Below are 19860 nucleotides of genomic sequence, written 5' to 3' on the forward strand. Positions count from 1 at the left end.
CCCGCGTGCGGTCGCGCACAACAGCCTCAAGTTACCCACAGCCTAACACGAACACACGACTGCGACCGAGCGACCACCCACCACATCACTTCAACCAATGTACGAACACGACGTCATCGTGGTCGGCGCCGGCGGCGCCGGCCTCCGGGCGGCCATCGCCGCACACGAGGAGGGCGCCGACGTGGCGCTCGTCTCGAAGCTCCACCCCGTCCGCAGCCACACCGGCGCGGCCGAGGGCGGCATCAACGCCGCGCTCCGTGACGGCGACGACTGGACCGACCACGCATACGACACGATGAAGGGCTCGGACTACCTGGGCGACGCCCCGGCCATCGAGACCCTCTGCGAGACCTCCCCCGAGGAGGTCATCCAGCTCGAGCACTGGGGGATGCCCTTCAGTCGCGAAGAGGACGGCCGCGTCTCACAGCGCCCGTTCGGCGGCCTCAGCTTCCCGCGGACCACCTACGCCGGTGCCGAGACCGGCCACCACCTGCTCCACACGATGTACGAGCAGGTCGTCAAGCGGGGCATCAAGGTCTACGACGAGTTCTACGTCATGGACCTCGCTGTCACCGACGAGGAAGACCCCGAGGACCGGGAGTGCCACGGCTGTGTCGCCTACGACATCAAGAGCGGCGACATCGTCGGCTTCAAGGCCAACGACGGGGTCGTTCTCGCGACCGGCGGCGACGGCCAGGCCTTCGACCACACCACCAACGCGGTCGCCAACACCGGCGACGGCCCGGCGATGGCCTACCGTGCGGGCGTCCCGGTCGAGGACATGGAGTTCGTCCAGTTCCACCCGACCACGCTCCCCTCGACGGGCGTCCTCATCTCCGAGGGGGTCCGCGGTGAGGGCGGTATCCTCTACAACGCGGAGGGCGAGCGGTTCATGTTCGAGTACGGCTACGCGAACAACGCCGGCGAGCTCGCCTCGCGCGACGTCGTCTCTCGTGCCGAACTGACCGAGGTCAACGAGGGCCGCGGTGTCGAGGACGAGTACGTCTACCTGGACATGCGCCACCTCGGCGACGAGCGCATCCTCGACCGCCTGGAGAACATCCTCCATCTCGCGGAGGACTTCGAGGGTGTCGACGGGCTCGTCGAGCCGATGCCGGTCAAGCCCGGCCAGCACTACCACATGGGTGGCATCGAGACGAACGAGCACGGCGAGACCTGCGTCTCCGGCCTGTACGCCGCCGGCGAATGCGCCTGCGTCTCCGTCCACGGCTCCAACCGCCTCGGCGGCAACGCGCTGCCCGAGCTCATCGTCTTCGGCGCCCGCGCCGGCTACCACGCCGCCGGGCGCGACTACGGCGAGGCGCTCGTCCAGACCGGCCCCTCCGCGGCCATCGAGCACGAGGAGGACCTCGGCGCGCCGGTCGAGCCCGGCGCTCTCGGCCCCGCGGACGACGATGTCGCAGCGGATGGTGGGGAGCGGGCCGCTGACGAGGCCCGCTCCGACGGTGGCCAGCTGGCTAGCGCCTCGGAGGTCGTCCACCGCTCCGTCGAGCGCCAGCGCCAGCGCGTCGAGCGACTCAAGGAGCGCGACGGCCGCAACCACGCCGAGATCCGCAAGAAGCTCCAGAAGGCGATGACCCGCTGGGTCAACGTCTTCCGCGAGGAGGAGGGGCTGAAGAAGGCCCTGGAGGTCATCAAGGAGTGCCGCGAGGAGTACCAGAACGTCGCCGTCTCGGACCCCTCGGGCACCTACAACACGGACCTCATCCACACCATCGAGACCCGCAACCTCATCGACACCGCCGAGACCATCGCGCTCGGCGCACTCGCCCGTGACGAGTTCCGTGGCGCCCACTGGCGCGCCGAGCATCAGGAGCGCAGGGACGACGAGTGGCTCAAGCACACGATGGTCCAGTGGTCGGACGGTACCCCCGAGCTCTACTACACGGACGTCATCCTCGAGGGCGCCGAGAAGACCTACGAGCCGAAGGTCCGGTCCTACTAAGGCACCTTCTTTCGGTTCGGGTTTGCTCGCGCTCGCCGAAGGCGAGCGCTGTGCGAACCACTCACCGAAAAAATCTGCACCAAAAAAAGCCGCTGGCTCCCTCCGGTCGCCAGCGGTGAACCGCGCTCGCTTCGCTCGCGCGGACGCAAGTGATATATTATCTATATAATACTTTAATCATTCTGGCATCTATACAATTACCGTATTAAATTGGGAATGCGTAGCGAATAGTGGGTTGGATGTTGGGTCTCATCGGATAGCGTCTCCGAGCCGTCACGTCTCCCCCCATCGAGGTGCCCTGTCGGCGCAACCGGGCCCCGATGACAGGAGGTATATACCCGTTCGTGAGCAATCCCCGGCAACGATGCCCTCCCGGCGGCGGTTCCTGGCCACGGTCGGCGCGACCGCAGCAGCCGTCGGGCTGGCTGGCTGTTCGACGGCGGTCGGCGAGCCGCCCGCCGAGCGGTGGCTCTACGACCCGGCAGCCGTGCTGGACCAGCCGTTCCCGTGGCAGGCGTACCTGTCGGTGGACGTGCCGACGGCGTGGGAGCGGCGCGAGCAGCTGCCCGACGAGTGGGTCGCGACGGCCACCTCGTTCGACCAGACGGTCGAGTCCGTCGACATGAGCGACCTCGACCGGGTGACCGCGCTCGGGTTCGGGACCGAGGGCCTGACGACGATGGGAGCGACGGTCGCGCTCACCGGGGACATCGAGTCCCGGCCGGTGGTCCACGAGTTCACGCGGGGGAGCGTCACCGAGTACGAACCGGTGGCCGGGAACCGGCTGTTCGGCTACGTTCCCCCGTTCCTCGACCGCATCCGCCGGAACGGCGTGACCTCGCGGGGGTCGCTCGGGCTCGCCGTCGGTGAGGGGCGAGCCGTCGCGGGCGGTCTCCTCGCGCCCGAGGGCGCCGCCGTGAACGCGGTCGAGGCGATGGCCCGGGTGGGTGCGGGCGAGTCCGAGGCCCGGCCCGACCGCGACCTGCGGTCGGTCGGTCGTGCGCTGGCTGCCTCGCCACTGGGGAGCCCGCCCGTCTCCGGCGCGGTCGCGTTCGACCCCGACCTCGCGACCCGCCTCGCCGAGGCCATCCCCGACGACTGGCCGACGCTCGCGGCGACGGTCGATGACCTCCGGGCGATCGGTGTCGGCCTCCGCTTCGCCGAGGATGCCACGCTCACCTCGTTCGTCTTCGTCTACGACCCGCGTTCGATCACCGAGAACGAGAACCTGCGGGCGGCGGTCCGGAAACTGAACGACGAGTCCGGCACCCCCGACAGCGGGGTGGTGGGCGTGCGACTGGGTCCGGACGGCCGGTCGCTCGTGGTCCGGACGACGGTCTCCCCGCAGGCCGTCTGGACCGACTTCCGCGACCGGCTCCCCGGGCTCTGAGCCGGGCGTCCGGGAGCGGCCCCCGGCCGGCGCGGCGGGCCTGAGGGTGGTGACGCGCGTGTCACCCCGTTTCCACGACGCTATGCAAAGCGTCAAACGGCTACCGTTCGAAACCGCGGCAAATGGTTCTCGGGACCGACCGACGCGTCCTCGCACTGGCTATGGCCCGCATGGCCGACGCGCTCGGCAACTCCTTTCTCATCATCGTCCTCCCCCTCTACATCGCGAGCGGGCAGGTCGCTATCGACGGTATCGTCGGTACCGAGATGCTGGGTTTCACCCTGACCGAGGAGTTCCTCATCGGGCTGGTGCTCTCGCTGTTCGGCTTCCTCAACAGCTTCGGCCAGCCAATCACGGGGCGCCTCTCCGACCGCGTCGGGGTGCGCAAACCGTTCATCCTCGGCGGCCTCGTCGTCTTCGGCGTCGCGAGCGCGGCCTACCCGTTCGTCTCCTCGTACGCCGCAGTGCTGCTCGTCCGGGCGTTCCAGGGGCTCGGCGCCGCGCTGACCGTGCCGGCGACGATTGCGCTGGTGAACGACTATGCCACCAGCGACTCCGAGCGCGGGGGGAACTTCGGGGTGTTCAACACCTTCCGCCTCATCGGCTTCGGCTTCGGCCCCATCGTGGCCGGTATCGTCGTCGCGGGCGGCTTCGGGCGCGAGACCGTCACGCAGTACACGCTCGGGAGCTTCGCCCTCTCCGGGTTCAACGCCGCGTTCGCCATCGCCGTCATCGGCGCCGTCGTCTCGTTCGCCCTGGTCGTCTGGCTGGTCGACGAGCCGCCACGGCCCGACGCCGAGGCGGCCGACAACCTCTCGGTGAAGGTGCTGGACCCGGACGGCGGACTGGACACCGTGTTCGCCGTCGGGGTCGGGACGCTGTTCATGGCGCTGACCATCGCGCTGTTCGCGACGCTCCAGGAGCCCATCAACAACGCGCTCGGGCAGGGTTCGACGCTGTTCGGACTCCAGTTCTCCGCCGTCGTCATCGCGAACGTCTTCCTGCAGGTCCCCATCGGCAACTGGGCCGACGAGTACGGGCGGCGCCCCTTCATCGTCGCCGGGTTCGCGCTGCTCGTGCCCTCGGTGCTCGCACAGGGGCTCATCCCGCTCGTCACCGGGGTGGCCGGGTTCGTCGGTCCCGCGTTGATGCTGCTCGCGCGGCTCCTGCAGGGCGTGGCCGTCGCGATGGTGTTCGCGCCCGGCCTCGCCATCGCGGGCGACCTCGCGCGTGGCGGTAACTCCGGGACCACGCTCTCCGTGCTGACGATGGCGTTCGGGCTGGGCGTGGCCTTCGGCCCGCTCGTCTCGGGAGTCCTGTTCTCGTTCGGCCTGCTGGCCCCGTTCGCCTTCGGTGCCGGCCTCTCGCTGCTGGCGCTCGTCATCACCGTCACGCAGGTCGAGGAGACGCTCGGGACGGGCAGCGCGCCGCCGGATGCGGACGACCCGTCGGCGGTCGGCGGGGACTGACTCCGACGGGCCACCACCGACGCGGCTCGCGACGCGCCCGTCACCGACTCTCGGTCCGAGGTGAGGGGCAGACCTTTCACGTCGCCGGGCGTCGCGCCGGGCATGGCAGGCGACGACGAGACGGTGACCCTGGAGTTCTACGGCACCGTCCGCGACGCAGTCGGCGAGAAGGTCATCTCGCTCCCGCTCGACCCGGGAACGACGGTGAACGCCCTTCTGGAGGACGTGGCGGCGGCGCATCCGGACCTCCACCCGCTCCTGTTCACCAGCGAGGAGCGGCTCCGCCCCCACATCAACGTCTCCCGGAACGGGGAGCCCATCCGGGACCTCGACGGCCCCGATACGGAACTCGGTGCCGGGGACCGCGTGACCGTGGCGCCGTCGGTATCGGGCGGGGTCGTCATCGGGCGCGCCGAGCGGCCGGACGTGGACGGCCTGCCACAGTACCGGTGCCTCACCACCCCGGAGGTGGCCCGATGACCGACCCCGCGCTCCCCTTCCAACTCGGGCAGGTCCAGCTCGGCAACAACGCCTTCGAGGGACAGAACAACTGCTACGTCCTCGGCGCCGACACGGACGCCGGGCCGACGACGCTGGTCGACACCGGCATCGCGATGCCCGACACGGAAGCAGAACTCCGCGAGGGACTCGCCGCGTACGACCTGACGTTCGCGGATATCGACCAGATCCTGCTCACCCACTGGCATATGGACCACGTCGGCCTGGCGGGTGCCATCCAGGCCGAGAGCGACTGTGTCGTCCGCGCCCACGAGGCCGACGCGGGACTCATCGAGGGGAATCCCGAGGCGGAGGCCGAGTCCCGCGAGACGCTCGAACGGCTGGTCGACGAGTGGGGGATGCCCGACGACAAGCGCGAGGAGCTGTTCACGTTCATGGAGCTGGGCGAGGGGGGCGCGGGCGACACACCCGATGTCGAGCCGTTCGTCGGCGGCGCGACGTTCGATGCGGGCGCCATCGAACTCGAGGCGGTCCACCTGCCCGGTCACGCCGCCGGCCTCGCCGGCTACGCCTTCGACGGGCGCGACGGGCGCGAGTTGTTCAGCGGCGACGCCCTGCTACCGTACTACACGCCGAACGTCGGCGGTGCCGACACCCGCGTCGATACCCCACTGGCCGACTATCTGGAGACGCTCGCCGGCATCGTTCGTGCGGGGTACACGCGAGCGTGGCCGGGTCACCGGGGCGTCATCATCGACCCGGTCGGTCGCGCCGCGGATATCGTGGTCCACCACCGCGAGCGGACGGAGAAGATCGTCGACTACCTGCGCGAGTCGGGACCGGCCGACCCGTGGACGGTCTCGGCGCACCTGTTCGGCGAGCTCTCGTCCATCCACATCCTCCACGGGCCCGGTGAGGCGTACGCCCATCTGCACCATCTCGAGGACGCCGACATCGTGGCACGCAACGGTCGAGAGTACGCGCTCGTCGCGTCGTCCCCCGACCTCGACGACCTGTTCCCGGACGTGTCGGACCTGGCCCTGCGCCCGGGCGCGATTCCGGGGCCTGGGTAGGGGTCCGGGGCACGGCTTCTGTGGTTCCGGGGGACGAGTCCTGTGGTTCCGGACTCCCTCTTCCGACGCCTCAACGTTTAACCCGGAGCCGAGAGTGAACCCGACTGGTGATATAGATGCCCGAACATTCCAACCCTGAACTTCCCGACCTGCCGTACGATTACGACGCGCTGGAGCCGTTCCTCGACGAACAGGTGCTCACGTGGCATCACGACACGCACCACAACGGCTACGTGAACGGCCTCGAGTCCGCCGAGGAGACGCTGGCCGAGAACCGCGACGCCGGCGACTTCGGTTCCTCCGGCGGTGCGATGCGGAACGTGACCCACAACGGCAGTGGACACTACCTCCACACCCACTTCTGGGAGAACATGTCGCCCAACGGCGGCGGCGAGCCGTCCGGTGACCTCGCGGACCGCATCGAGGAGGACTTCGGCTCGTTCGAGGGCTGGAAGGGCGAGTTCAAGGCCGCCGCGGGCGCCGCGGGCGGCTGGGCCCTGACGGTGTACGACCCCGTCGCCAACCAGCTCCGGAACGTCGTGGTGGACAAGCACGACCAGGGCGCGCTGTGGGGCAGTCACCCCGTCATCGCGCTGGACGTGTGGGAGCACTCCTACTACTACGACTACGGGCCGGACCGCGGCAGCTTCATCGAGGGCTTCCTCGACCACATCGACTGGGACTACTGCGAACAGCAGTACCAGCGCAGCGTCGAGCACTTCGAGTAGGCACGCGACGAGACCTCGGTCGCACCGGTTCCACACCATCGCCTTTCTTTCGCGCCCAGGTCGGTAGCGGCGGCTCCGGGGGTGAACCGGGAGGCGGCTGGTCGTGTCGGTCGCCGTCGCGCGCCCGCGAGTCGCGGACAGTCGTATAAATCGCCGAACTGTTCGACCGACGATGGAGGTGTGTCGAGCCGAACCATCCGATGATGGAACGACGGACCTTCCTCGGCGCCCTGGCGTCGGGAGGGGCGGCGGCCCTGGCGGGCTGTACGTCGCAGCGCGAGACCATCAGCGCCGTCTCGACCACTACGGAGATCCCGAGCGGCGAGTTCTACCACCGGGAGCTCCGGGTCGACGGACAGGACACGCAGTTCAACCTCCGCTACGAGGTGACGGCGGACGCGCCGTTCGACGCCATGCTGTTCGGCGGCCAGTCCGACCCCGCCGAGTTCGACACCTACCGCCAGCTAGTCGGTCATACGGAGGGCGGTGCGCACCACGCCGGCGGCATGGGGTGTGGCGGGCCCCACGGCGAGGGAAACCAGCACCACGGCGGTGCCGGCGGTGCGGGAAGCGGCCAACATAACGGCGACGACGGCGGTGCGGGAAGCGGCCAACATAACGGCGACGGCGGCGCGGGAAGCGGCCGGCACCACGGCGGCGACGGAGATGCGGGGAGCGGCCGACATCACGGTGGCGACGGCAGTGGGGGAAGCGGCAGGCTACACGGGCGGGGCCCCGGCCCCCGTTCTCGTTGTCCCGAGCCGTCGGACTGGCACTCGGTCATGGGCGCCCGCGGGCAGGGCGAGGTGAACAAGCCGCTGCGCCCCGGCATCCACCACTTCGTCGTGGACAACACCCGCTTCGGGGAGGCGACGCCGACCGGGACGCTCCGGCCCACCATCGACCTCCGGGTCCGGGACTTCGATATGTTCTCCGGCTGACGCGGGCGGGTCGTGTCGGCAGTCCCCGACCCGCAACCGTTTACCCCGTGCTCGCGCCATCTCTAGCTATGCCACGTCCGCGTGATTCGTTCGACGACCTGCGCACCCTCGCCTTCCGCGAACCCGACGAGGTCCTCGACGCCGACAAGCTCTACACCGTCTACGAGGTCGCCCGGCTCCTGCAGGGTGTCCCGCTCGACCAGGAACTCGACGTCGAGACGGAGAACGTCCTGCTGGACTGGGCGATCCCGTGGCTCGTCTACAATCAGGAGCAGTTCGTCTTCGCCGAGCCCGAACACGACTCCCAGCCCGGCTACTACGGCCTGCGGCGCGAGGAGTAGGTCGCCGGCTGGCGGGTCACGAGACCCGCGCGTCCCAGTAGGAGACGGAGGCGAGCCGGCGGCCGATGGGGGTCCGGACGAGCGCGGTGTCGATCTCCCGGGCCGGCCCGGCGACCTCGCTGGGCACCTGGCGATAGAACCCGTACGGGAGGACGAAGTCGTGCTGTGAGCCCTCGAGCTGGAGGCCGGCACCTTTGAGGAGCCGCTCGACCTCGCCCGTCGAGTAGAGCCGCGACCCCATCGGGAGCGCGAAGTTGTAGATGGAGCGGAAGGAGAACCGCTTGAACGTGTCGAAGAACACCTGTTCCTTCGAGACTCGGGCCATCTCGGAGAGGAACGATGCCGGCCGGTCCGCGAGATGGAAGAAGCGCATCGCCAGCACCGCGTCGAAGTGGTCGTCGGGGAACGGCAGTCGCGCGGCGTCGGCGCGCATGAACTCGAGGTGCTCGTCGACGCCGACCGACCGGGCCTTCTCGCGGCCCTGCTTCAGCATCGCCGGGGAGATGTCCAGCCCGACGATGTCGGCGCCATGGTCGGCCAGCAGGGAGGTGAACCGTCCCGTCCCGCAGGCGACCTCCAGCACCTCCTTGCCCTCGACGGTGCCGAGCGCGTCCAGCACCGCCTCCTTCTCGCGGTCGTCGATGAGTCGGCCGCCGTTCGAGAACCGCTTGTCCTCGTACGCGTCGGCCACGTCGTCGGACTGGTACCACTCGCGTCCCTTCACGTCCCTGTGACTCCCCGGCGCGTGGATAAAACGGTACTGGAACGCGGTCGCCGTCGGCCGATGGATGCGGGTCCCGTCCGAGAATTCGTCGTGGCCCGGTGGGCGGGTTCGGCGGCAGGTACGGCGGCCCGCTGTCGGTCGCTACTCCGCCTCGGCGGCCGTCGTGTCCAGCTCGTCGAGGTCGATGGTCTCCGCCAGCAGGACCTCCTCCTGGCCGGAGATGTCGCGCTGCTCGCGCGCGAGCTGTTTCAGCTTCGACTGGGGTGCGAGGTCGCCGATGAGCACGCCGCCGATGACGCGGCCGTCCTTGAGCGCGACGCGACGCCACTCCGAGTCGGAGTACTTGCGCTCGACGAAGTCGTCGCCGAGCGTCGGATGGCCGAAGGAGAGGAACGGGAAGTCGAAGTGCGTGATGGAGTACGAGGAGACCCAGCGGAACTCCTCGGCGGCCTCGTCGGCGACCATGTTGGAGGCCGCGACCGAGCCCTGCTCCTTCGCCGAGCCCCAGGCGCCGTTCTGCGCGCGCTCGCCGAGGATGAGATCGTTGAACTGCGTGATGTCGCCGGCCGCGTACACGTCCTCGACGTTGGTCTGCATGTACTCGTCGACCACGACGCCGTTGTCGAGGTCCAGCCCCGAACCGCGGAGGAACTCCGTGTTGAAGTCCAGCCCGATGGCGACGCCGACGAAGTCACCCTCGTAGAAGTCGCCGTTCGGGTCCGTCGCACCCATGACGACGCCGTCGTCGTCGACCTCGAACTGGTCGACGCCGGACTGGAAGACGGGTTCGACATCGCGCTCCCGGAGCGCGTCGTGGATGATCTCGGCGCCCTCCTCCGAGAGCGCGTAGCGCCACCAGCAGTCCCCACGCATCAGGTACTTCCCCTCGATGTCCTGGGCGGCGCAGATGGCCGCGAGGTCGATGCCCAGCAGGCCGGCGCCGACGACGATGCCCGTCTCGGCCTTCTCGGCGTGCTCCTTGATGTCGCGGGCGTCCTCGAACGTCCAGAAGTGGTGGACGCCCTCGGCGTCACTGTTCCCGACGGGAAGCTGGGTCGGCGTCCCCCCCGTCGCCACGAGGAGCTTGTCGTACTCGTAGGTCCCGCTCTCGTGGGTGTGGAGCTCGTGTGCGTCCGTGTCGATGTCCGTGACGTACGTGTTCAGTTCGAGGTCGATATCGCGCTCGGCGTACCACTCCTCGTCGTGGATGGAGATGGGCGCCTCGGGCAGCTTCCCCTTGGCGAACTCCTTGATGAGGATGCGGTTGTAGAGGGCCTCCCCCTCGTCCGTGAGCACCGTCACGTCCGCGCCCGGGTCCTCCTCCCGGATGGTCTCGGCGGCGGACGACCCCGCGATGCCGTCGCCGATGATGACGTGCGACGTTGTCATACCGGGGGCTTAGATACCCCGGCAAATAGGGGTTGCCATCGGTCGAATTCCGGATGAAGATACGTGACAGTTCCCGTCCCGGCCGCTCCACGTCCTCCGACAGCCGGCAGTCGGGGCAGGGCGTCGGGAGGTTGAAGCGTCCGCGGGCCTTCCAGTCGGGTATGAAGATCCGTCAGAACGTTCGTCACTGGGCGGCGAAGAAGGCGCTGACGACGCCCGTCATCGGGCCGCGGGTCAACGACAGACTCGTCGATATGCACACGGATATCTTCCTGGGCAAGACCGACGAGTCCAACCACGAGGCCCGCAGGCTCCATCTGGACGACTTCTTCGACGCCACGATGGACACCTACGTGGCCGCGCTGGAGGCGGGCTACCCGGAGGCCGAGGCCCGCGAGATAACCCACATCCAGGCGAACTTCGACTTCTTCAACCACGGCTGGACGGAGATGATGGAGATCCCCGCCGACGAACTGGAGGACCACTACCGCCGCTACGAGGCGTTCTTCAGCGAGTACGGGATCACCATCGACGACCCGCTCGGCGAGTTCACGCCGCCGACGGGCGTGGCCGAGGCACCCGCGACACCTGAGAAGCTGGAGGACGCCGAGTTCGAGAACGCCATCGAGGGGTTCGCCGACGACGTGTACGTCGAGACGCCCGACGGGATGCTGAAGGGCCGCGGGACCGCCGAACCGGAGGATGTCGACCCGAGCGAGGCGCCCGGCGTCGACGACGAGGAAGCGAGCGCGGACTGACTAAATGGCGAAGTTCGATATATCTCGTAGATAAATCTGCAGATTCCTCCATACCGAATCATATCCCTCAGTTCATTCGATATCTTTCTCGCTCCCGAACCACCGCCGGAAGTCGCCGGCTTCGGCGTGGCCCGCTATCTCCCCCGCGAAGGCCAGGGTCCCCGCAAGCACGACCACGCCAGTCGCGTCCAGTCCGGCCGCGAGCCCGACACCGCCACCGACCAGGCCTGAGCCGACGCCGATGACGGCGGACTGTTCGGGGGTGTCACAGAACGGAAGCGTGAAGCCGAGGTCGAACGCCATACCTACATTCGGCGCTCAGTGATGTTAAGCGCCACCCTGGGTGGGGTACTCCCCGGCCTACACCCTCCAGGGGTCTCAGTTGTCGGGGGCGGTGTCGTTTGAAACCACCAGTCGCTGATATTCTGTTGAGGTCGTGCTGCATACAGAGTATACAGTCAGCATTGGGACCGCATTATTTTCCCTGTTTGAATCCTGGACCAACCGTTAGAACGTGCCTGCGTATCTTGCAGAGAGTGTCTCTCGTTCGGAACGCGATCACGGGAAATGATTTCGTGTGCCGAATCGAACTAGAGAAGTCTTCGATCCGTCATGCTCAGTCGAAGTATGATAATACTAACTTATATACTAATGTCAATTATAATATTAATAATGAGTGGGAAACGTCGTGCAGATGTTGAATCGTTGGATACTGCCAGTAGTACTCCGCTAGCGACCCGCAGAGCGCTCCTCGCAGCGGGTGGGGCTGTCGCACTCGGTGGGTTAGCGGGGTGTTCCGCGCTCGATGGCCTGTTAGACAGTGCAGGCGACCAAGTGGTCGGGACGACGGTGTCCGCACCGGCGGCGTTCTACGCAGGACGGCCGCCCTCGGATGGGTCGGCCAGTAGTACTAGCGAGCAGACGAATGGTAACGGGACTCAGTTCTTCAGCAATGGTCCGGCCGAGGTCCAGCACGTCCCGGCGACGGTCCGAGCGGACTCCCAGTCGATCGAACTCGAAGGTTGGTCGACCAGCGCGGTGACGAAGGCACCGGACTACGAAGGCGACAATACGCCCATAATCAAAGGGAGTGCTCTCGGTCGCGCCCAGGACTACAACTCCTCGCGCTCGAACAAATTCGAGTGGTGGGCCGGGCCCGACGACGAGGACGACGATGATGGGGATGGAGACGTCCTCGAAGCGATTCACGACGTCGAACTGGCGTTGCTCGGTCACGTCACGACCGCACAGGCTGCCGTGGATCGAGAAGACCCGACCGCGGCCAGAGAAGCGTTCGACGCGTTCATCAACGCGACCACGAAGGCACTCCGACCGGCACTCGACGAGTGTGAAACGGACGTCTGTGGGACTGTCCGGGAGAACTCGGATGGTCGAGTCCAGGGGATCCGGATCGCCCGCAGGGCCGTCGACGAGGGGGACTGGACCGCTGCAAAGCGGGAACTCGAAGGTGTCGAGGAAATCGTCCTCGGCGATATCGAACGCCTCGACGACGAACTCGTCGAGCGCTATCCGGGCCGGCCGCGGTTCATCGATATCATCGAGTATCTGGGAGACGCGCCGACCATCGGCGAGTCGTTCACTGTGTGTCTGCCCGACGCCAGTCTCCCGGGCGACCGTGGCTCGCTGGCCGAGGTTCTCACACTGGACCACGTGCTGGCGTACTTCGCGTCCTCGTACGAACCAGACGGGCGACGGACGCCGTTCAACAACCGATATGACCCGGTGTGCTGCTTCGATTACACCGACGACTATATCGAACTCGACGGCCCCATCTCGCTCCACGAGGACGTCGCCCGCCAGAACATCCTCTCTGCGGAACTGGACACCTACACCACCGAGAACCGGGCCATCGTCGGCTACGGTACTGAGGGCGGCGCCGTCGTCAGTGCCGCGGCGGCGTCGGCCGACACCGACGGGAAACGCGTCTTCCTCGCGTCCGGAGATGTCACGGGCGAGATCATCCTGGGCGAAGACAGAGACATGGTGATGCCGGGAGATAATGTGTCGTCGGGTGACTCCGGCGGCGACGGTTCGGTAAGCCCGACGCCGGTAAGCCCGACGCTGGTCTGTCCCGTCACCGCGACGCCCGAAGACAGCCCGACTCCATTGCCTGGGCTGTTCTACCTCAAGCGGATCCGTAACGACGACCAGATCGTCTTCGCCGGCGGATGGGTCCTCGACGAGGGCGCGCTCTTCGAGGATTCGGTGACGCTCCTGTTCGCGGAGGGGCCGACCGAAGTCGCGAGCGTGACCCCGGAGGACATCGGGAGCGACGACTACGACGGCCGCATCGTCGAGCAGTTCTCCCGCGACCGGAGTCGGTTCGGCTCGGCTTTGGTCAGTGGGACCCCCGAATCTGTCGCCGACTCTGGGATGATGCCAGGCCCCCTAAATGGTATCCTCGAGGGAGACAACGACGAGCAGATGGCTGACGGCGGTGGCGAGGAAGTAGACATCCTCGGGATGGGGGCGGAAAAGCTGACTGTAGCAGCACTGGACGCACCGCTCGTCCATCTCGCTGGTGCCGGAGAGCTATCGAAGGGCGATAAGGTCGCAACGGGCAGGATCGAAACCGGAGTGATAAACTCTGGCGAGGAAGTCGACATCCTGTAAATGGGTGCCGAAAAATTAACTAGCGTTGTCAAATACACGGTTTGAATCAGTTGCAGATCGATACTATGCTGCATAGACGCTCTGTATTGACCAATCGGTACCACCCGAATCGGTCGCTTCTCCTGTGCAAGATAAGCGCCCTGTATCTCGCACGCCGTTTCTATCAGTTCCCATGGGTTTCGATAGAGGCGGGTGCGGACACGGCGGACCGGTCACCACTTGACCAGCTACTGTCTGGCTTGCATACCGCGCCGCAGGCGCGGTTTCACCGGCACGAGGCCGCGAAGCGGCCGAGTGCCGGCCTTTTTTCTGAACGTTTTTTGCGCAAGTGGTTGCCGCAGACGGTCGGCGAAGCCGGCCGTCAAGGCAACCCGCAGCGGAAAAAAGCTCGTTCAGACCAGCGTGTCGGGCCGGTCCCCGAGGTAGTCGAACACCGAGCCCATGGAGAAGCCGTAGACGAGGTGGGCGACGAGCGAGAGGACGACGTAGACGGCGAGCGCGGTGCCGCTGTAGCCGACGTTGAACGCCAGCACGAAGCCCGTCCAGAGGACGAAGCCGTAGGTGAGGCCAGCGGTCGCGTAGTCCTCGCCCGGCAGGTAGCGCCCGATGGAGGCGAACAGGAGCGGCCACGTCGTCATCCCGCCGCCGAGGAAGATGACGTACCCGGCGGCGAGCACCATCTCCGGACCCAGCACCGCGTCCAGCCCGATGAGTTCGGCCGTGGTGCCGAACGAAGACATCTCGAAGCCGCCCAGTGACGCACCGACGAGGAAGACGACGGTCATCAACGAGGTGCCGACGAAGCCGCCGAGTGCCCCGACCAGCCCATCCGCGAGGATGCCGGCCAGGACATCCACGTTGGGTTCGGGATGCTCGTTGGCGAGCGTCGTGTCCACGTTGGCGTCCTCCACGCCACTGTCGCTCTGTGACATGTGTACGTATGACGTTGGCCGTCCTGATAAGGATTGGCACACCATGCGACGGACAGTAAGAACCACCGTGTCAAACCGGGAGTACCAATATCTGCTGACCGTGGGTTCAGTGTGTTGTGGAGTGTCACAGGTATCTGGAGCGCCTCGGTGTCGCCCCTGCTTCGGTGGGCCGCCCGGCGTCGGTGGCCGCTGTTACGTCGCTCCAGTCGGCACACGTCCGGACGGTCCCGTTCGAGACGCTGTCGGTCGCAGGGGACCCGTTCGACGGTGACAGCGGGGGAACTGCCGTCCAGCTCGAGGAGTCGGCGCTGTACCGGAAGGTCGTGGCCGACCGGCGGGGTGGGTACTGCTACGAACTGAACGGGGTGTTCGGCTGGCTCCTCGACGAACTCGGGGTCGAACGGTCGTACGTCGCCGCCGTCAACCTCCACGAGGACGGCGAGGCTCGCCCTCCGGCCAACCATCTCGTCAATCTCGCGACGTTCGGTGGGAAGCGCTACCTCGTCGACGTGGGGCTCGGCACGCCGACGCTCCGGAAGCCGCTCCCGCTCGACGGAACGGTCGTCACCGACGAGGCCGGCGTCGCCTGGAAGGTCGTCGGGACCGAGCGGCCCGACGCCGACGGCCTGACCCAGTTCCGGTGTCAGAGCACGGGAGAGTGGAACGACCGGTACCTGTTCGACACGGAACCGCGCGCCCTGAGTTACTTCCAGGCGACCAACGACTACCTCTCGACCGCCCCGGAGTCGCCGTTCACGGGGTCCCCGGTCGTGACCCGCGCGACCGACCGCGGACACGTGAAACTGACGCCGACCCGGTTCGTCGAGTGGGTCGACGGCGAGGCCACCGAGCACCCGGTCGTCGGCGCCGAGGAGTGGTACGAGCGACTCGACGAATGGTTCGACATCGACTACCCGTAGTGACTCCCACCGGCGGCCAGCGACGGATAACTCAGCGCCGGGCCCACTGGAGGAGTCGCCGGTAGAACGGGTCCGACTCCAGCGCCGCCGCGTCGCCCACGAGCGCGAGCGCCCGCTTCGTCCGTGTGAGTGCGACGTTCATCCGCCGGTGGTCCTCGAAGATGGGGCTCTCCACGTCGCCGGTGGCGACGAAGGAGACGACGATGACCTCCTTTGCCGACCCCTGGAACCGGTCGACGGTGTCGACGGCGACACCGGTGCCGTCGAGACGTTTGCCGATCTCGGCGACCTGCGCGCGGAAGGGTGCGATGACGCCGATGTCGGCGGGCGCGACGCCCGCGTCGAGGTACGAGCGCACGGTATCGGCCACGGCGTCGGCCTCCGTCGGGTTCGTGTTCCCGACCTGCCGACCGCCCGGGTCCACGAAGGCGACGGCGTCGCGGAGCGAGTCGGGCAACCGTGACGTGTCCACCCCGTCGAGATTCTCGAGCCGCCGCCCTGCTACCTCGGGCGTCGCCGGGCGCAACTCGCCGTCGTAGAACTCCTCCGAGGAGAACCACTGGACCCGCTGGCACATCCGGTACTGGCGGTCCAGCATCACGCCCGCGTCGGGATAGGCGTCGATGAGCCGCTCGAACAGCGACTCCTGCAGGTCGTTCTCGGCGCGCACGACGGGCGGCAACTGCTGGTGGTCGCCGACGAGGACGAACCGGTCGGCGCGGTTCGTCGCGAGGAAGGTCCCCGGTTCGGTCAGCTGCCCGGCCTCGTCGACGACGGCCACGTCGAACTCGCGTGACTTCACCGCGCGTGACCCGCAAGAGGCCGTGGTCGCGGCAACGACCGGTGTCTCCTGCAGTTCGCGGGCCACCCGGTCCGGGTCACCCGTCTGGTCGAGCAGGTGGTCGTGCATGTCCGCCCGGACGCCCGACTTCGAGCCGACGCGGAGGAAGTCCTCGAACCCCTGGTCCCGGAGCGCCTCCAGTGCGTTGTCGACGGCGCGGTTGGTGAACGCCGACAGCAGGACGCGGTCGCCCCGCTCGACGAGCGCCCGGACGAGCGTCGCCAGCGTGTACGTCTTGCCCGTGCCCGGCGGCCCGTGGACGAGCGCGAAGTCCTCGGCGTTGAGCGCGAGGTTGACGGCCTCGTTCTGGGAGTCGTTGTTGTCGATGTGCGTCTCGTGGTCGTCGCGGAACTCCGGGTCGCGCCGCCCGAACAGCACGTCCTTGCGCTCGTCGTCGCCCGCGAGGATGGCATCGTGGAGCGCGTTCAGCTGGCGGTCGACGGTCAGCTCCGAGGGGTAGACGTCCAGTCGGCGGACGTCGAGCGGCTCGTCGGCGGTCAGCACGATGTCGCCGTCCGTCCCACTCCCGAGTGACTCGACCCGCGCGAGTTCGGCCTTCGTCCGCGTGGGATGGCCCTCGCTGGCGAGGACGAGGTCGCCCTCGCGGATCTTCGAGACGGCCTCGCTCGTCCGGCGGGCGCGGAGTTCCCACTGGCTCTCGGCCTCGCGCCACTCGCGGCCCGCGGGTTCGAGGTCGACGAGCGCGCGGTCGTCGTCGGCCCGCTCCTCGGCCGTCTGTTCCCAGAGCTTGCGGTACTCACGGTGGACCTCGCGGCGCTCTGCCTCGATGGCCCGGTAGAAGCGCTCGAAGTACGCCTGTTCCGCCTCGGCGACGGCGATGCCGGGAATCATCCCGGCCTTCGCCTCCTGTTCGAGTCGCCCGGCCACCGCCATGCAGGGGTCCTGTTCGAAGCAGTACTCGCACTTCGCGTTCGCCTCGTAGCCCGTTGGGACGGAGTGGTCGTACTCCATCGCGGCGAGGTGGTTGCGCTCGCGGAGGACGTACTCGGCGAACCCGCGGCCGATGGAGAAGTCCTTCGCGGGCGAGAGGTCGCCCGACTCCTCGTTGCGGTCGAGGGCGGCGTTCTTCGTGTAGATGAGCGTCCCCGTGTCGGGGATGGCCGCCGCGGTGTCCCCGCCGCCGCTGATGGGGGTTCCGTCCTCCTCGACCGCTCCGTCCATGTCTGCGTACTCACCCAGCATCAGCGCGTAGCAGGCCGCCTGCACCTTGTCCTGGAAGCGGGGTTCCCCCTTCGTGTTCTTCCCCGTCTTCAACTCGACGGGCGCCCCCCGGCGGACGGCGTCGGCCCGGCCCTTGATGCCGAACGTCTCGGAGACGAGCGTCTGCTCGGAGCGCCAGCTGTCGGTCTCGGTCAACGTCCCCTGCTCCAGCCAGGCCTGGATGGCCGCGGCGTTCGCCCGCACCTCCTCGGCCACCTCGTCGGGGTCGAGTCCGAGCAGGCCGATGTCGAGCGCGGCCGCCTCGACCTGCTTCTCGACGGCCTCGTCGAGGTCGCCGCCGCGAAGGAGGTCGCCGAACACCTCGTGGACGACGGTCCCCTTCACGACGGGGTACTTCAGCGGGACGCCCTGTAGCTTGTTCAGGTAGTACATCCGCGGACACTGGACCCAGGCGCGGATGCCCGTCACGTCAACGAGGAAGTCCGGCTCGACCACGACCCACGAGGTGGGGGTGGTGCTGTACTGCGTCTCGCCCTGCCACTCCTCGGTCTCGGCGTCCGTGACGAGCAGTTCCATGCCGGGTTCGAGGTAGTCGACGGTCTCGGCCCACTTGCGCCACAGCGTCACCTGCGTCGGCGGCGCCGCGCCGCCCTCGGGGCGGACCGTCACCTCGGCGAGGTCGGTCCCGCCGCTCACCGTCCGCGTCTCGCCCACCTCGACGACCGGCCCCCGTACGTTCACAGCCGTCCCTGTGCCGTCGGGGGAAAGAGCGTATCGGTCAGCCGGACACTCGGAAGTCACGGCGCACGAAACGTTTTCAGTGAAAGCAAAGTACAGTGGGTATGGCCGCACTCGAGCACGAGTTCTCCCTGGATGGGATGCTGGTATTTAATGGTCTCTACGAATGCCGGGTCCCGAATGAACTCGACTTCGAAACCGTTCTGCTCTCTCTTCCCGAGTACGAGGAGGGCACCCAAGAAGACCCGGGTGACGGATTCACCCGTCTCGCTCTCGACAGTGCATTGAGTTCTCGAAGGGATGTCGAGGAGGAATTAGGGGAAGAGTTGCGTGAGGTCGACCACATCCGTTACGTAGCTGAACAGTATGAGAGGACGGTTGCTGAGGTTGACGGCGAACGCCGTGCGGTATCGGTTCCATCCCAAAGACGGGTTGATCTCCACTGGCGTTTTCCGGACTTCCTTGCTGCTAGAGGTAGCCGTGAGGACACGAAGCAGGCAGTTAGCACTCTACAGAAGGAACTGGGTGGCGATTTTGGATTTCTGAAGCTGGAATTTGACAGTCACTTCCTCCAACAGTTATTCGAAGAGATGGAACCGGTGCCGGGGCCCCTACGTCTCGAACGGATCACGGAGGTGGACCTCCGCTCAACCTCGGGTAAATTTGGTCAATTCAACCGGGTCTCCACAGAAGGAAAATCTCTCGACAGGAGTGATATCATCAGTAGGCTATCCAACGAGCATGAAATTGAGAGTCTCGGCGGGGTGTTCGAGCTTGAGGGACACGAGATTCATGCAACGGTGTCGACGAACGGGCGAATCCATGTTCGGGCCTCCGGTGACATTCAGCATCGAGACGATTACGGCCGAATATTCCTTGCGCTTGGTTTCCTGAATCGCTTCATCGAGACGTATCGTCACTGGAAATCTGGCAAATGAGCGGGGAAGAGGACCACGAACTCGAAATCATCGGGATGACTGTCAAGGAGGCGATTGATGCTGGGGAATCTCAGTCAATAGAGTACAAGCGTGAGATCAACGACGCGAGTGATATCGCGAAAGAGGTCGTTGCTCTAAGTAACAATGGTGGTGGGACCGTGTTCGTCGGTGTCAATGACGACGGAACCGTAGCCGGAATAGAGCGTCCGAAGGAAGCGGGTGAGCGGATTGCCGGAGTTCTGCAAGATATTCAGTCACCACCTAATTACGATATTCTGGAACTCGAAGTTCAGGATGAGTCGATAATCTCGATTATCGTACCTAACTATCCACACTTTCCCCTCGCCTATGACTACAAATTCTACCAGCGCCGCGGAACTACGAAACAGAAGCTCACCCCTCCCGAGGTCTGGGAGCTGATGCCAGACAGGAACTGA

Annotated in this window: 18 protein-coding genes; 13 read left to right on the forward strand and 5 right to left on the reverse strand. The window is 66.7% G+C overall.

Annotation, left to right across the window (positions count from 1 at the left end):
• The first annotated feature begins 97 nt into the window (after positions 1-97).
• The 8 genes from NL114_RS15215 (at position 98) to NL114_RS15250 (ending at position 8367) form a co-directional block, all read left to right on the forward strand.
• Complete coding sequence (locus tag NL114_RS15215) at positions 98-1966, forward strand: FAD-binding protein (RefSeq protein ID WP_254821768.1); 1869 nt, start codon at positions 98-100, stop codon at positions 1964-1966.
• A 364-nt stretch (positions 1967-2330) separates the two neighbouring features.
• The gene (locus NL114_RS15220) at positions 2331-3356 is read left to right on the forward strand and encodes a twin-arginine translocation signal domain-containing protein (protein ID WP_254821769.1); all 1026 of its coding nucleotides are present in this window, start codon (positions 2331-2333) and stop codon (positions 3354-3356) included.
• A 122-nt stretch (positions 3357-3478) separates the two neighbouring features.
• Entirely contained in the window at positions 3479-4825 is a 1347-nt protein-coding gene (locus NL114_RS15225) for an MFS transporter (RefSeq protein WP_254821770.1), read from the forward strand.
• Between the two features lie 102 nt (positions 4826-4927).
• A complete protein-coding gene (locus tag NL114_RS15230) occupies positions 4928-5305 on the forward strand; it encodes a ubiquitin-like small modifier protein 1 (RefSeq protein ID WP_254821771.1) in 378 nt (125 codons plus the stop codon).
• Positions 5302-6357 (forward strand): MBL fold metallo-hydrolase, encoded by a 1056-nt coding sequence (locus NL114_RS15235; protein ID WP_254821772.1) that lies wholly within the window; start codon positions 5302-5304, stop codon positions 6355-6357. The genes NL114_RS15230 and NL114_RS15235 overlap by 4 nt, the downstream gene beginning before the upstream one ends.
• 116 nt (positions 6358-6473) lie before the next feature.
• Positions 6474-7085: a superoxide dismutase [Mn] gene (gene sod, locus NL114_RS15240; RefSeq protein WP_254821773.1), complete on the forward strand. Its 612-nt coding sequence runs from the start codon at positions 6474-6476 to the stop codon at positions 7083-7085.
• Between the two features lie 203 nt (positions 7086-7288).
• Positions 7289-8026: a hypothetical protein gene (locus tag NL114_RS15245; protein ID WP_254821774.1), complete on the forward strand. Its 738-nt coding sequence runs from the start codon at positions 7289-7291 to the stop codon at positions 8024-8026.
• Positions 8027-8094: 68 nt separating this feature from the next.
• Positions 8095-8367: a DUF5827 family protein gene (locus tag NL114_RS15250; RefSeq protein WP_254821775.1), complete on the forward strand. Its 273-nt coding sequence runs from the start codon at positions 8095-8097 to the stop codon at positions 8365-8367.
• A 16-nt stretch (positions 8368-8383) separates the two neighbouring features.
• Here NL114_RS15250 and NL114_RS15255 read toward each other — a convergent pair whose 3' ends face one another.
• Together NL114_RS15255 and NL114_RS15260 are read right to left on the reverse strand one after the other, a co-directional pair.
• Positions 8384-9091, reverse strand: coding sequence for a class I SAM-dependent methyltransferase (locus NL114_RS15255; RefSeq protein ID WP_254821776.1), 708 nt, complete (start codon positions 9089-9091; stop codon positions 8384-8386).
• A 141-nt stretch (positions 9092-9232) separates the two neighbouring features.
• A complete protein-coding gene (locus NL114_RS15260; RefSeq protein ID WP_254821777.1) occupies positions 9233-10480 on the reverse strand; it encodes an NAD(P)/FAD-dependent oxidoreductase in 1248 nt (415 codons plus the stop codon).
• A gap of 161 nt (positions 10481-10641) precedes the next feature.
• Between NL114_RS15260 and NL114_RS15265 the strand changes: the two genes are divergently transcribed.
• Positions 10642-11238 carry a DUF6149 family protein gene (locus tag NL114_RS15265; protein ID WP_254821778.1) on the forward strand — a complete coding sequence of 199 codons (597 nt, stop codon included), beginning with the start codon at positions 10642-10644 and terminating at the stop codon, positions 11236-11238.
• A 72-nt stretch (positions 11239-11310) separates the two neighbouring features.
• Here NL114_RS15265 and NL114_RS15270 read toward each other — a convergent pair whose 3' ends face one another.
• Positions 11311-11541 carry a hypothetical protein gene (locus NL114_RS15270; protein ID WP_254821779.1) on the reverse strand — a complete coding sequence of 77 codons (231 nt, stop codon included), beginning with the start codon at positions 11539-11541 and terminating at the stop codon, positions 11311-11313.
• Between the two features lie 735 nt (positions 11542-12276).
• Here NL114_RS15270 and NL114_RS15275 point away from each other — a divergent pair.
• Positions 12277-13872: a hypothetical protein gene (locus NL114_RS15275; RefSeq protein ID WP_254821780.1), complete on the forward strand. Its 1596-nt coding sequence runs from the start codon at positions 12277-12279 to the stop codon at positions 13870-13872.
• Positions 13873-14264: 392 nt separating this feature from the next.
• On the opposite strand, the gene NL114_RS15280 is transcribed toward NL114_RS15275, so the two are convergent.
• Entirely contained in the window at positions 14265-14804 is a 540-nt protein-coding gene (locus tag NL114_RS15280) for a DUF6789 family protein (RefSeq protein ID WP_254821781.1), read from the reverse strand.
• Positions 14805-14920: 116 nt separating this feature from the next.
• Between NL114_RS15280 and NL114_RS15285 the strand changes: the two genes are divergently transcribed.
• A complete protein-coding gene (locus NL114_RS15285) occupies positions 14921-15724 on the forward strand; it encodes an arylamine N-acetyltransferase family protein (protein ID WP_254821782.1) in 804 nt (267 codons plus the stop codon).
• A 31-nt stretch (positions 15725-15755) separates the two neighbouring features.
• Here NL114_RS15285 and NL114_RS15290 read toward each other — a convergent pair whose 3' ends face one another.
• Positions 15756-18488, reverse strand: a complete 2733-nt coding sequence (locus tag NL114_RS15290) for an AAA domain-containing protein (protein ID WP_254821783.1) — start codon at positions 18486-18488, stop codon at positions 15756-15758.
• Between the two features lie 101 nt (positions 18489-18589).
• Between NL114_RS15290 and NL114_RS15295 the strand changes: the two genes are divergently transcribed.
• Together NL114_RS15295 and NL114_RS15300 are read left to right on the forward strand one after the other, a co-directional pair.
• Positions 18590-19423, forward strand: a complete 834-nt coding sequence (locus NL114_RS15295; protein ID WP_254821784.1) for a hypothetical protein — start codon at positions 18590-18592, stop codon at positions 19421-19423.
• The gene (locus NL114_RS15300) at positions 19420-19860 is read left to right on the forward strand and encodes an AlbA family DNA-binding domain-containing protein (protein WP_254821785.1); all 441 of its coding nucleotides are present in this window, start codon (positions 19420-19422) and stop codon (positions 19858-19860) included. Before NL114_RS15295 ends, NL114_RS15300 begins: the two co-directional genes overlap by 4 nt.

Origin of the sequence: Haloglomus halophilum, from assembly GCF_024298885.1 — an archaeon.
Taxonomy (GTDB): Archaea; Halobacteriota; Halobacteria; order Halobacteriales; family Haloarculaceae; genus Haloglomus; species Haloglomus halophilum.

Coding starts and splice junctions, on each gene's coding strand:
- NL114_RS15235 (WP_254821772.1), top strand. CDS start 5,302: ATGACCGACCCCGCGCTCCCCTTCCAACTCGGGCAGGTCCAGCTCGGC.
- NL114_RS15230 (WP_254821771.1), top strand. CDS start 4,928: ATGGCAGGCGACGACGAGACGGTGACCCTGGAGTTCTACGGCACCGTC.
- NL114_RS15265 (WP_254821778.1), top strand. CDS start 10,642: ATGAAGATCCGTCAGAACGTTCGTCACTGGGCGGCGAAGAAGGCGCTG.
- NL114_RS15270 (WP_254821779.1), bottom strand. CDS start 11,541: ATGGCGTTCGACCTCGGCTTCACGCTTCCGTTCTGTGACACCCCCGAA.
- sod (WP_254821773.1), top strand. CDS start 6,474: ATGCCCGAACATTCCAACCCTGAACTTCCCGACCTGCCGTACGATTAC.
- NL114_RS15250 (WP_254821775.1), top strand. CDS start 8,095: ATGCCACGTCCGCGTGATTCGTTCGACGACCTGCGCACCCTCGCCTTC.
- NL114_RS15295 (WP_254821784.1), top strand. CDS start 18,590: ATGGCCGCACTCGAGCACGAGTTCTCCCTGGATGGGATGCTGGTATTT.
- NL114_RS15220 (WP_254821769.1), top strand. CDS start 2,331: ATGCCCTCCCGGCGGCGGTTCCTGGCCACGGTCGGCGCGACCGCAGCA.
- NL114_RS15245 (WP_254821774.1), top strand. CDS start 7,289: ATGGAACGACGGACCTTCCTCGGCGCCCTGGCGTCGGGAGGGGCGGCG.
- NL114_RS15260 (WP_254821777.1), bottom strand. CDS start 10,480: ATGACAACGTCGCACGTCATCATCGGCGACGGCATCGCGGGGTCGTCC.
- NL114_RS15215 (WP_254821768.1), top strand. CDS start 98: ATGTACGAACACGACGTCATCGTGGTCGGCGCCGGCGGCGCCGGCCTC.
- NL114_RS15225 (WP_254821770.1), top strand. CDS start 3,479: ATGGTTCTCGGGACCGACCGACGCGTCCTCGCACTGGCTATGGCCCGC.
- NL114_RS15300 (WP_254821785.1), top strand. CDS start 19,420: ATGAGCGGGGAAGAGGACCACGAACTCGAAATCATCGGGATGACTGTC.
- NL114_RS15280 (WP_254821781.1), bottom strand. CDS start 14,804: ATGTCACAGAGCGACAGTGGCGTGGAGGACGCCAACGTGGACACGACG.